At 48.3% G+C, this 13783-nt stretch carries 6 protein-coding genes; 1 reads left to right on the top strand and 5 read right to left on the bottom strand.

Annotated features, from left to right (window positions below):
- Nucleotides 1-3: 3 nt before the first annotated feature.
- The 5 genes from K1Y79_RS10755 to K1Y79_RS10735 are packed head-to-tail and all read right to left on the bottom strand — an operon-like array spanning nt 4 to nt 9272.
- Nucleotides 4-2556, bottom strand: coding sequence for a cellulase family glycosylhydrolase (locus tag K1Y79_RS10755; protein WP_220250020.1), 2553 nt, complete (start codon nt 2554-2556; stop codon nt 4-6).
- 23 nt (nt 2557-2579) lie between these two features.
- The gene (locus K1Y79_RS10750; protein ID WP_220250019.1) at nt 2580-3608 is read right to left on the bottom strand and encodes a glycoside hydrolase family 53 protein; all 1029 of its coding nucleotides are present in this window, start codon (nt 3606-3608) and stop codon (nt 2580-2582) included.
- 38 nt (nt 3609-3646) lie between these two features.
- The gene (locus tag K1Y79_RS10745) at nt 3647-4705 is read right to left on the bottom strand and encodes a SusE domain-containing protein (protein ID WP_220250018.1); all 1059 of its coding nucleotides are present in this window, start codon (nt 4703-4705) and stop codon (nt 3647-3649) included.
- Between the two features lie 23 nt (nt 4706-4728).
- Nucleotides 4729-6321: a RagB/SusD family nutrient uptake outer membrane protein gene (locus K1Y79_RS10740; protein ID WP_220250017.1), complete on the bottom strand. Its 1593-nt coding sequence runs from the start codon at nt 6319-6321 to the stop codon at nt 4729-4731.
- 17 nt (nt 6322-6338) lie between these two features.
- A complete protein-coding gene (locus K1Y79_RS10735; protein ID WP_220250016.1) occupies nt 6339-9272 on the bottom strand; it encodes a SusC/RagA family TonB-linked outer membrane protein in 2934 nt (977 codons plus the stop codon).
- A 172-nt stretch (nt 9273-9444) separates the two neighbouring features.
- Between K1Y79_RS10735 and K1Y79_RS10730 the strand changes: the two genes are divergently transcribed.
- Nucleotides 9445-13569 carry a two-component regulator propeller domain-containing protein gene (locus K1Y79_RS10730; RefSeq protein WP_236059568.1) on the top strand — a complete coding sequence of 1375 codons (4125 nt, stop codon included), beginning with the start codon at nt 9445-9447 and terminating at the stop codon, nt 13567-13569.
- Nucleotides 13570-13783: the final 214 nt, after the last annotated feature.

The raw sequence follows: 13783 nt of genomic DNA, 5'->3' as shown, positions 1-13783 counted from the left end.
ACTTTATTTAGCTTTTAACCAGACGGATTCTACTTCTATTGTGTATGGTGTGGTGTCCGCAGCAGGTATGTTTGTAATTTCTATTTTATCCAGTTTGCTGATATCTAAAGGTGTGTTGCCTCCCTTCAGCCACAAAGGCATGAAGCCGGGATACGGCCTCGGCAGCAGCAGGCTCTGGTCAGCTGTAAGGCTGCTCAAGGGTACTACTATATCAGTAAATTCATTAGTAATGGCAAAAGGCGCTGCATAAGCGCTTGCGTCGCCTGTAACAAGTGCTACCCGCGCCTGGGCTGCTGACCGTCCTGTTACTCTTGCACGGATAATAACGGTCTTAAATGCGGCCAGTTCGCTTGCTCTGCCTTTGATGCTGGCTGCTACTGCTCTGCTGATGCCGGTGATAGTATCTGCCTTGACGCCTTGTCCGTTGAAACTGAATGCCAGTTGTCCGGAACGGCTGCCGGCGGTATATGCACCCTGTGTATAAGCGGGGAGTGTCATCAGATCACTGTCTGTAGCTACATTCAGTAATGACAACATACTATTCGGCGCTGCAACGCTGGTCTGCCAGCTCTCTCGCTGGTAGTAATCCCATGCATGCGGATCGCCGGTATGACCGCCTGGGAACGTTGTAAACGTTTCGCCCTGCTGTATCATCAGCCTGTATTTTAACAGGCCGGGTACTGCCTGTGCCGCGGATAGCTCTGCTGTATACTGGCCAACACCTGTCTGCTGCATATCTGCCTTGAACCATTTACTACCCAGCATTTCTCCTTCCAGCCATATGCGCGCTGTACTGTCAATGCCTGCAATGGTGGCTGTAATGCGTATCGGCTGACCTGCGCTCACCTCTGCTGCCGGCGCGTGATACACTGCTAATGAGGTATGCACAGGCTGTGGTGCGGCAAATTCATGCAACCCGATAACGCCGTTGATCTTGCTGCTCGTTTTACCCGCTGCCGCTCCCTTCTTTGTAAGCAGATACGTGCCGGGATGTAAGGTGAATGAATTGCCGCTTACCTGTGGCTGCCGCTGGTTGCCACTATTCACTGCTGTAATATCGAATGACTCGCCCAGGTCAGGGAGCTGTATACGCATTGTCTGATTATTCCATTGTACCCTGCGTACTTCCCTTGCAGGGGATGCTTTCCCGAAAGGATCGCTGAGTTGTACTACATCAGGTAGTACTTCCAGCCGCCAGCTGCCCGCTGCCACCTTATCCAGGAAATAAGCACCGGTACCGCTGTATTGTACCACCGGAGAATTACCCGTACCTGCCAGATGTGCCAGCTGTAAAGCATTTACCGGGTTAGTACCTGTATGGCTGGTATAATAAAATTCCGTCGCGGTGTTCCATTCGCTCAGCTGTTCGGCATAACTTACCCTGGCATTTCCAAAGATGGTATCTGCCGGATATTTGCCATAACGTTGCTTACGGGGCGTCTCCCGGAATACCTTGCCGGCTATCAGAAAACTGATCGCTTTCTCTGGTGTATACGCCAGATTCATATAGTGCGTCTGGTATTCTGTATTACCGTACGCGGTGGCCATCGGGTCATAGGCAAACTGTGTGGCCCATTGAAAGCCTGCTGTCCGGAAGCTGCGCGCCATTGCCGGGTACATTACGGGTTGCATAACGTCGCCTGCATCAAACTCATATACCATTCTCGCCTTATTATGAAAGGCGGCGATGGTATCGAATGGTATGCGGTAGTAGTCTACATTAGGTAACAGGTTACCTTGCAATGTACGGTTAGCTACCAGTCCTGTCGGATACCACTGGAAGCTCACGCCGTCAATCTCTGCGCCTGCCACTGCGCTGGCATAATATGGCGACTCACTGATATTATAGAATACCGGCTTCTTCCAGCCTGTACTCCGGATAGCTGCTGCCATCCGGTTCACATAATCTCCTGCGCCGGGTATAGGGCCACTGTGATGCGGCTCATTATTGATCTCCGTAGCTATGATATCCGGATCATTCTTGTAGCTCATGCCGGTATACTTATTTACATGCACGAAGAACTGTTTCATATAGTTCTCCTGTGCACGGATAGCAGTATCATTCACTACTGATCCTCCTTTCCCGAATACATAGGCGAAGCTGCCTGTATTGATATCTTTCTCCGGATACCCATTGCCCCAGAAGGCAACAGGTGTCAGCAGTATTTTGATCTTCCTTTCTTTCAGCTTGCTGATCAGATAATCAAACAGGTCAAGATGCTCATTCGTCAGCAGATTCCCTTTCACATCTGTGATCTCGGTATCCCACACATGCACCCGGAAGGCATCAATACCCAGGCGTGCCAGGTGATATACATCATCGTCTATCGCCTTTTTGAGATCAACTCCCAGGGCTTTATGCGACCGGTAACCATATGCAAAAGGTACAGTATAGTTCACGCCAAAGAAGGCGGCTTCCTGTTTACCTTTCGTATAGCGTATTACGCCTGTCTTATCTACATATATCAGTTGCTCTCCTGTCTTAGCCTGCTGCGCCTGTACGGTGCAGGTGCCGGCCAGCAGAAGTGTTAAAAGTTGCGCTGTTCTTCTAATCATTATCGATGCGTTAGTTTATATACTTATCTGAAAGCGTCCATGGCAAACGTGGGTCTGCCAGTGGCGTCAAATGCACCCAGGCCATAGTTTTCCCATCTGTTGTATGCCTGCGGCTCCCAATAGAATATGCCCAGACCTTTACCATCGGGTAGGTTATGCAATCTGGTGTAAAGGTCTCTGATGAAGTAGTTAGTCGCTACGGGTGATGAAGCGGGCATACCTACTTCGCACAACATGATCTCTTTGTTATACCGGGAGATCATATCTTTCATATTCACTTCACACTGCTGGTTAGGTGTCTGCCATTCATTGGTCGAAGGATACAGGGACATGCCGATGATATCGAAGTTCGCCTTGTTCTCTGTCAGTCCGTCAAACATCCACCTGAACAGGCCATTGTCAAATCCATTGGAGATATGTACAATTACTTTGATATTGGCATCTATCTCTTTCACGGCCTTGTACCCTGCATTGATCAACAGGGCAAAGTTGTCCATATGATCAGAGGCTTTACCCAGGGGCCATAGCATCCCATTGTTGGTTTCATTACCTACCTGTACCCAGACTGGTATAATGCCTTTATCTTTCAAGGCTGTCAGTACTGACTTGGTATGATCATATACGGATGTCTGCAGGCCTGCTATGTCCTGGTTAGCCCAAGCGGCGGGTGTTGTCTGATGACCTGGATCAGCCCAGGTATCGCTATAGTGAAAATCTATCAGCAGCTGCATGCCCAGCTTGTGTGCGCGTGCTGCCTTTGCCACCACATCTGCGGTATTGTTATACCCTTTTGCCGGATTTACCCATACTCTCAGGCGGATAGCATTCATATTGATATCCTTCATTAACTGAAAGCCATCTGTTGCTTTGCCGGTGGTGTCATAAAATTTTAAGCCTGCTGCTTCCATTTCTGTGATCCAGCTGACGTCAGCCCCACGTATCATGTTCTCCAGTATAGGATTGGTAGTCGGGGTATTACCCGGCATTTCATATTTCTTACAACCTGTGGCTGCCATAAACAGCATGCCTGTTGCTATAATTAGCTTTTTCATTGATTTCTCCTGCTTGATGTTAAACAATCCGATAGCCTTTACAGTTTGGTGAGGGTATAAGTATAGTTGCCTGACTCGCTCAGGTTCAGCACTACCTTATAATTACCTGCTACTCCGCCTGGCGCAGAAATATTTCCGCCGTCCTGTACCAGTTTACCATCGGTAGGGCCGTAGTTGATCGTCCAGGCGTTGTTAGCCCTGAACTTGAATGAGCCTGCACCTTTGATCATCACTGATTGTGCAATCCAGGTTCCTGACTCAACATCATATGTCATTGGAATATCGGTCTCCCAGTTGTCTGCTACACCATCACCTACCAGCGACCAGGTTGTGGCTGTGGTACTCCAGTCTCTTGAATTGACATTCGCCTTCACCAGGTAGTAACCTGCCGCAGGTACATAAAGATCTCCGCCGCCCTTTACCATCTTGGTGGCGCTTTCATACCCCCAGGCCGGGTCATTCCAGTTAGGCGCTGTGGTGATCTTGAATGTATAGTTCCCATTGGCATTAGCAGGGAAATAGATGTAACCTTCATAAGCGCCTTTACCGCCTGCATCAGCAATCGTAGGGGCAGTAGCGGCATTCCATCCCTGGTATTCACCGGGTACCCACATCCGTGCAACGTTACCTGGTGCATAAGGGGTTACGGTCAATGTCAGCAATGCCGAATAAGTAGCTGGAATAGACGACGGATTGGTGTTGGTACCATTCTGACGTACTTCAGCTTTCATCCTTACATACAATGCGCCTGCCTTATCGCCTTCCAGACCGGCCTGCAGTGCGATCGCATTCAGCGCAGCAACGGTATAGGCATGGGAAGTGTCTGCATTCATGATAAACACAATAGCCCGGGACATGGCTGTGCTGGTATCAAATTCAAGTGAATAAGTAACGTCTGCATTAATACCGTAGTTCACTGTTCCCCAGGAGAAAGCCACGGCTGTTTCCTCTCTTTTTGTACTATCCAGCACTGCTGTGGTAACACTGCTGGTAAAGGAAGGTGTACCGGTTGGTAACGTGTACACGGATTTTATTTCATCTTTCTTGCAGGATGCAAAAAGAAGAACTAGTATAATATAACTGAAGATTCTTTTCATACGATCATTTTACAGTGGATGTATTAATAGCCATCATTCTGAATCAGGTTTGGATTGGCGATCCTGTCTGTGGTAGGAATAGGGAAAACGTTGTACTTCTCCTGTACTCCTGTGCCTGCGGGTACGCCTCCCTTAAAAGGCCATACATAACTGCCGCTGGTCAGTCTGCCGAAACGTACCAGGTCCGTCCTTCGCTTTGCTTCCCAATACAGTTCCCTGCCTCTTTCTGCCAGTAGAAAATCCAGGGTCAGCTGACTCGCACTGATGTCTCCGTTGTTGTTACCATATGCTCTTCTGCGCAGCAGGTTCACATAGTTTACGGCCTCGCCGACAGAGCCGCCGGTACCGCCACGCACAACTGCCTCTGCATACATCAGGTAAGCATCCCCTAAGCGGAACATGGGAAAGTCTGTATCTGTGAATCTCCTGGTAGGGTCTGATCCCGGCTGACCGGTAGAACTTACATTCCTGAACTTCGGTACGGCATAGCCATCATTGAAACTGGCAATGTCTGTAATATCCAGGTTTTGTCCGTTAGTATAGAACATCGCACGTTTATCCACGGTGCCGAATGGATCAGGAAACAGGTCTACGATTGCTCTGGTAGTACGCATACCGCCCCAGGCGCTGGACATGCCATAATCTGCTGCGTTCATCGTACCGCCGATAGCGCCTAACACTATAAAGGTGGTATTACCATAAGACTGGGAGGTTACGCCATCTGCCAGTATCGGGAAAATGATCTCGTTCGTCTGATTATTATCTGTCTTGAATAATTTGGAATAATCTGCTTCCAGTGAGTATCCGCTGTTATTCAGTAGTTTATTACAATACGTGATCGTTTCTGTATTTTTCTCTGTGCCGGTATATACACGGGCATTGAGATAAAGCTTAGCCAGTAACATCCAGGCGGCTCCTCGATCTGCTCTGCCATATTCATTACTGCGTGGTTCGGGCAGTAATGTTTCCAGGGCCTTCAGCTCTTCTTCCAGGTAGGTGAACAGGTCAGCTCTTGATATCTGCCTGGGCTGAAATGCGCCAACAGGGTCTGCCTCTGTCACAAATGGTACCTTTCCATACATGTCTATTGCTACCCAGTAATAAAATGCACGCATGAAACGCGCTTCATGGCGGTACCCCTGTATTTCTGCTGCTACATCTGCCGGAAAGCTGTTCATCTTGTCTTCCGTGGTCTGACGCAGGAACTCATTACACGCCGCTACGCCGAAGAAGATCCGGTCATACAATACCTTCACATACTTACCGTCAGGTGTGAAGTTCAGATTGTGAAATGTAAGCAGGTCACCGTCATTCCAGCCTATCACGGCCTCGTCTGTGGTCAGCTCCTGCAGCTGCCAGTAGTTACGCAGAAACACGTTGGTACCGGTATTGTCAGTAATGATGTCTGACATGGCATTGTCTTCATAGTGCTGGCCACTGAGGCTAAGACTGCCGTATAACTTGGCCAGTACACCCTTAATCTTTACAGGATCTTTATATACTGTCTCTGATGTCTCCTGTACAAAAGGCATACGGTTCAGATCTTTGGTGCAGGATGCTGTGGTAGCCATAATAGCTGCACAGGCGGTTATAATTGATAATGATTTGATAGTCATGTTCCTTTGTTTCTAGGTTAATAAGCGATGTTGATACCCAGTGAGAAGATGCGTGGTTTCGGATAAGGATTGTTATCAATACCACTGAATATCTCCGGATCCAGGCCGCTATAATTCGTGATGACAAACACGTTCTGTACAATGGCATTTACCCGCAGGGTCGCGGTGTTACGCAGTATCTTACCGAAGTTATATCCCAGCGACAGGTTGTCCATCCGGAGAAAAGAAGCATTCTCTACATAGTAATCGGAAGAGTACTGGCTGTTGCTGAAGCCTGTATTCAGAAAATCGGCATTCACATTACCCATGTACCCCATGGATGTCCTGATACTATTGTAAGCGCCGCCACCAGAGCGGATGTTGTTATACACATAGTTGCCGATATTGCTGCGCAATACAAAAGACAGGTCCCACTGGTCATAGTTAAACTGTGAGGTGAAGCCCATCGTCAGTTTAGGGTTGGCCGACTTATACCTGTAAAACATGTTGCTGCCTTCTCCTGGTTTCTCATATACTCCTTCCACGGGTCTGCCATCTGGTCCATATACCTGCTTGTATACATAGAAGGTCTGCGGTGCATATCCTACTGTATTGATCTGGATACTGTTACCGGTACCACCTGCGATCCCGCCGGTCAGGATACCTTCAGAGCTGGAATCGGATACATTAGACAACTTCAGGATCTTGTTCTGGTTGTAGCTGATGTTAAAGCCTGCTCTCCAGCCTAGTTTTTCTTTGTCTATGATGGTGGCGTTAATGGCCAGTTCCACCCCTTTGCTCTCAATATTGCCTACATTCGTCAGCACATGATTGCTCAGGTTAGCGCCTGCTGCGGTCGGAATATCTGCCAGCAGATCTTTAGTCTTTTTATAATAAAAGTCCAAAGTACCGGTGATCCTGTTGTTCAGGAAGCCATAGTCCAGACCTGCGTTCCAGGCGGCTGTCTGTTCCCATCTGATATTCGGATCATACGCTTCTGCACGATAGGTAGTGTAGCTGCCGTTGCCGAATGGATACTGCACATTATTGGCTCCCTGGGTGTAGATCGGGAGGAAAGGATAGGCCTGCCCGATGTCCTGGTTACCAGTTACACCATAACCGACGCGTACTTTCAGGTCAGAGAGGAGGTCTATATGCTGAAGGAAACTTTCCTGTTTGATCTTCCACGCAAGCGCGATAGAAGAGAAGTTACCCCAGTGATTAGCCGGACCAAAACGGGAAGAACCGTCACGGCGGAAGGAAGCCGTTAACAGGTAGCGGTCCATCAGCGTGTAGTTGGCACGGGCAAAAAATGATAACAGGGTATTCTGGCTGGAGTCTGCTATCGGTACGTTCACGATAGTGCCAAAAGCATTCCTTGCCGGATATGCCGGGCTGCCTCTGAAGAAATCCTGGTAGGAATAACCGGCAGTCACGTCAAACTTGCTGGCCAGTTGCTTCAGCTCTTTGTTGTAAGTCAGATAGAAGTCAAACAGTTTGTCTTTTCTTCTCTGGGAATATTCCGTCATGGACCCTCCTCGCTGATAAGACATTGCTGCATAAGCGGGAATAAACCCGTTTCCTGATGTTTTAGAGATATCGTAACCTGCGTTTACGGTGGCAGTCAGGGCACGCAGGAAAGGCAGTGTATAGTCAACTTTGATACTTCCGATGCTTCTGTATACGTCGCTCAGGCTGGAGTTCAGCAGCAGCTGTCCCAGCGGATTCTTGGTAGCCAGGTCTATCGGGATGCCGGTAGACGCGTTCAGCCACTCATAGAAGTTTCCGTACTTATTGCTGGCATATACCGGCTGTGTAGGGTCAAAGCCAACGGCTGCACCGATCGCTCCCTCATTCGCAAACCTGGATTTCTGGAATACCCCTTTCACATTAATGGTCACTTTCAATGTGTTATCAAAGAAAGTAGGGTTCAGGTTCAGGGATGCAGACGTTCTTTTGATATTACTTGTCTTCAGAATACCATCCTGGTAGGTGTGACCAATAGATAAGCGGTAAGGCAGTTTCCTGATACCACCTGATAATCCCAGGTTGTAATCTCCGCCAAAGGCTTTCTGGAAGATCTGGTCCTGCCAGTTGGTATTGGCGGTACCTACCAATGCCTTTTCTTCGTCATTACCCCTTGCTGCAATCAGTTGTCTGAACTGGTCCCCATCCAGCACATCTATGGCATTCCTTCTTACGGATTCTGACAATACAGTATTAAAAGTGACTTTCAGTCTGCCGGCAGATCCGCTTTTGGTGGTGATGATAATGACCCCGTTGGACGCCCTGTTACCATAAATGGCTGTTGCAGAGGCATCTTTCAGGATGTTGAAAGACTCAATATCGTTCGGGTTGATCAGGCTGAGCGGGTTGGCTACGCCGGATACGCCCTCGCTGGTCAGTGGCACCCCATCCACTACAATCAGCGGGTTGTTACTGGCATTCAGGGAAGTACCTCCTCTGATCCTGATGGTACCTCCTGCACCGGGTGCACCGCTGTTAGGGGTGATGACCACACCGGCCACCTTACCTGTTACCAGCTGGTCGGGGGTGGTGATGGCCCCCGTCTGAAAATCTTTTGAACTCACGGTCGCAATAGACCCTGTCAGGTCTTTCTGCGACCGGGTACCATATCCGATTACGACTACGTCGTTTAAGGTGGATACAGACTCCTGGAGTATAATGTTCACTGAAAGGGAGGAAGGTACCCTTACTTCCTGCCTTTTAAAACCCACAAAGCTTACGACAAGGGTATCGCCTGTCAACGCTTTAATGGAAAAGTTACCTGCAGAATCGGCAATGGCTACAGTGCCCGCCTTTTTTACTGCAATCGTTGCTCCCGGGATGGCTTCGCCGGCAGCTGTCCGTAATGTCCCTCTAACGGATTGCTGGGCTGATGCTGACAGCCCGCATAACATGGCAACAATAAGATAGATGATACCGTGGAATCCCCTTTTTGTAATTTTCATCGTGGCATATTTTATTTTGGCCGTATTTTAGTTTCGCAAAGTAAAATAGCCGGCCTCAGGAAGGTTATTCTATCAGACATTTTTTTGGTTCTTTTGATCTAATTTTGACATTGTGTGTATGTTCCACGCTGTCTATCAGCTGTTTATCCGATTTTACGTTCAAAGCCTTGTCTTGTCAGGAACTTGGCTGCGCTATACCTTTATTACATTTTTCATACTGACCGGTCTCCCCGTTTTTTCCCAGCCGCCAGTATTACACTTCCGTCACCTGACCAAAGAACAAGGATTATCCAACAGTACTGTCGAAACAATTTTCCAGGATAGCAAGGGCTTCATGTGGTTCGGTACCCGCGACGGATTGAACAAATACGACGGGTATCAGATCATCACCTACCGTTATAACCCGCAGGATACCAACAGCATCAGCGACAACTACATTAAATATATATATGAAGACCGCCAGCAGGTGCTGTGGATAGCTACACAGAATGGCCTTAACCGGTTTAACGCTGCGAGAAACAGCTTCTCTCGCATCATGCGCCGGAGCGCTGATCGTAAAACGCTGACTAACAACCAGATCACCTGTGTTTATGAAGACGCCCAACAGAATTTCTGGGTAGGCATCTATGGTGGGGGCCTAAGCCTGTATAACCGCGCTACCGGCGTTTTCACCGATTTCCGGCACTCCGCCGCTACCTCCCAGGACTTGTCCAATGACCGGATCAATGACATCTATGAGGATAACAATGGACGTTTGTGGCTGGCTACCAGCGCCGGACTTGTTCAATTCGACCGGGTGAAGCAAAAACTGGTGGCCCCTGCACCGTATCAGGGTAAGCCGATGTCCATCCGGACCATTGCCGGTGACCAGCAGGGATTACTTTGGCTGGGCACAGAAGATGCCGGGTTGCTCCGGTTTGATCCTCAAACAGGTGTCTATACCGCCTACACTCACCAGAACCAGCAGCCTGCCAGCCTGTCCACCAACCAGATCCGCACTATTCTTTTTGACCGGAAAGGGAATCTGTGGGCGGGAGGGGTGAACGGCGGACTTAACCTCTTTAACCCTGCTAGTCAATCATTTTACCATTATCAGAAAGATCCTGAGGTACCCCGAAGTTTGTCGCAACGGACCGTGTCGGCTTTATTTGAAGATAAACAAGGCATCCTCTGGATAGGTACACACAGGGGTGGGGTAAATATATATGTACCGGGAGCCGAAAAATTCCCCTTATACCAGCAGCAGATTAAACAGAACAGCCTGAGCTACAATGACGTAAAAGCTTTCTGTGAAGACAACCAGGGCCGCATCTGGATAGGCACTGACGGGGGAGGACTCAACCTGTTTGATCGTCAAACCGGAACTTTCCGGCATTTTCAGAACAATGCGTTCAATAAAAATACCATTGGTTCCAATGAAGTGCTAAGTATCACGCAGGATAAATCCGGCCGGTTATGGGTCGGTACCTGGGGCGGCGGACTCAATCTTTTCCAGCCCGGCAGCGAAAGTTTTACCCGTTTCCTCAATGATCCTTCCGATTCTAATAGCATCAGTTCTAATTATGTACAGCAAGTACTGGAAGATAGCAAAGGCAGGTTATGGGTAGCCACCTACTATGGCGGTGTCAATATCTATGACCGGGAGAAAAATCAGTTCATACGTTTTACCGGTAGTAACGGCACAAAGCTGTCAGGCCGTAACGCAGTGTCTATGATCGAAGATACCCGGGGCCGCATCTGGATAGGGACAGACGACGGCGGACTGAATTGCTATGACCCTGCTACCGGCAACATCTCCGGCTATTTTACTGCAGGCGAGAAAAAGCCGGACCTCCGCGTACTCTTCACCGATAATAAAGGCCGTTTATGGGCAGGGCAATATGGTCTGTACCTGTACAATGCCGCTGCCGATAGCTTCGCGCTTTATACCCATGACGCCGGACTGAGTACTGCCTTTATCAAAGGTATTGCGGAAGACAAAAACGGGCAATTCTGGATTTCTACTTCGGATGGTATCATCTGTTACCATCCCGATCAACATACCTTCAAAACCTACAATACCGGTGACGGGTTACAAGGACTGGAATTTGAAGCTAATGCCTATCTGAAGACGCGCGACGGATTGATGCTGTTTGGTGGCATCAACGGGTTTAATGCCTTTTATCCTGAAGAAATCCGTACGAATACTTTCACGCCGCCTGTCTATATCACCGATCTACAGGTAGATAACCAGCGTATGCTGCCCGGGCGGAAAGGATCTCCGTTGTGGCAGGATATCAGTATGACAGACACAATCAGCTTCAATCATAAACAGTCTTCTTTCGCTTTCAGCTTTGCCGCCCTGGATTACACCGCCCCGGATAATAATCAGTATGCCTACAAACTGGATGGCTGGGATAAAGACTGGAACTATGTCGGCAACGAAAGAAAGGCCGTTTATACCAACCTGAATCCGGGTACGTACATTTTTCATGTCAAAGCCTCTAATAGTGATGGCGTATGGAATGAACAAGGTGCCGCTATCAGGGTAGTGATACATCCGCCGTTCTGGAGAACCTGGTGGTTTCTGCTGCTGCTCTCTGCCGCTATCATTTACATTGTTTACCGTATACTGGCTTTCAGGCGTGCCTCAGAGCTGAAGAAGATCAGTGAGAAGAAGAAAGAAGAAGTACATCAGCTGAAGCTGCAGTTCTTTACTAATATCTCGCATGAGTTCCGTACACCGCTGACACTGATACTAGGCCCGCTGGAGAAAATGATCCGGGATGCCAAAGACAACGGGCAGTTACACTATTTTAAACTGATGCAGAAAAACGCCTACCGCTTACTGGATCTTGTAAATGAAGTGATGGATTTCCGTAAAGTAGAATCGGGCGTACTACAGCTGAAAGTTATGCCTGCAAATCCGGCGTTATTCCTGGAAGAGATAGCAGAGGAGTTCAGGGAATGGGCGACAGAAAAACAAATCAACTTTACCATTCATACGGTACATCCTCCTGAAGAAGCCTGGTTTGACAATCAGGTATTGGAAAAGATCATCTACAACCTGCTGAGTAATGCTTTCAAATATACCCCGTCAGGCGGTACTATCAGTCTGGAAATGCTTGGGTCGCTGGATCAAGTACGGCCATCGTATCCGCACGAGCTGGTGATTCAGAATGATTACAAGGCAGACAGCTACCTGCACATACGGGTGGTAGACAATGGCATTGGCATCTCCAGAGAATCTATCGCACATCTGTTTGAACGATACTTCCGGGTGAATGAGAATCACCTGGGCTCAGGCATTGGGTTGGCATTTGTGAAGAGCCTTACCTTCCTGCACAAAGGAAGTATCCGGGTATATAGTGAGCGTAAGCAGGGCACCGAGTTTATTATATCCGTGCCATATCATAAAGAAGATTATTCAGAGACGGAGCGATGGATGGGCGATCCGGCAAAAACTGCCAGGCAGCTGGAAAGCCTGATCTCTAATCAGCGGTATACCATTGCAGCACCCACTACGCCGGCAGTCAGTCCTGACGGCAATGGGCAGTCGCTGGCTACTATCCTGATTGTAGATGACAACAGCGAATTACGGGAGTTCCTGAAAGGCGCATTGTTGCCGATGTACCGGATTATTGAAGCGTCAGACGGACAAATAGGTTTTGAAAAAGCGAAAGCCGAGATGCCGGATATTATCATCAGTGATGTAATGATGCCGGTAATGGATGGTATAGCGTTCTGTAAGCTGGCAAAAGAGAACCTGGAAACGAGTCATATACCTTTCATTATGCTGACGGCAAAGACTGCCTTGTCCTCCAATATTGAAGGCGCAGCTTCCGGAGCAGATTTCTATTTCGGTAAGCCACTCAGCCTGGAATTACTGCTGATTACTATCAAAAATACCCTGGAACAGCGTAGAAAAGCGCGGGAGCGGTTCCTGAAAGATTATTACTACGAGGCGAAAGAGCTGGTCACTTCCGCCAAGGATAAAGATTTTATGGAAACGCTGCTGGAAAAGATAGAAGAACATCTGATGGATCCGGACTTCGACATCAGTATGTTGTGTAGTAGCATGGGAATGAGTAAAACGAACCTCTACCAGAAAATAAAACAACTCACCGGACAATCAACCGGCGATTTCGTTCGCACCATCCGGTTGAAAAAGGCAGCCCATATTATGTCTCACGAAGACGTGCCTTTATCAGAAGTTATATTGCGGATAGGTATACAAACACAATCGTATTTCACGAAGGCGTTTAAGAAGGAATTTGGTAAGACGCCGACCCAGTTTTTGCAGGAACTAAAGCAGTAGGGGAGATGTTAAAAAAGTATCATTCCTAAGTAGGGGTAATCTATCTAACTTACTGATAGTGAGCTCGTAACGGCCACTTGTATACTTCGCCCCCTATCCCGGACGAACAAGCGGCGAAGAAGCGACGAACAAGCGACGAACAAGCAACTTTGCCAATACGGTCAAACCTGATAGTATTTTGTCTTAATTCTGCTTATCTGCTCAACACCTGTTG

It is taken from the genome of Chitinophaga rhizophila, from assembly GCF_019492185.1.
Taxonomy (GTDB): Bacteria; Bacteroidota; Bacteroidia; order Chitinophagales; family Chitinophagaceae; genus Chitinophaga; species Chitinophaga rhizophila.
The sequence above is the reverse complement of the archived record's forward strand: the minus strand, read 5'-3'. Positions and strand labels throughout refer to the sequence as shown.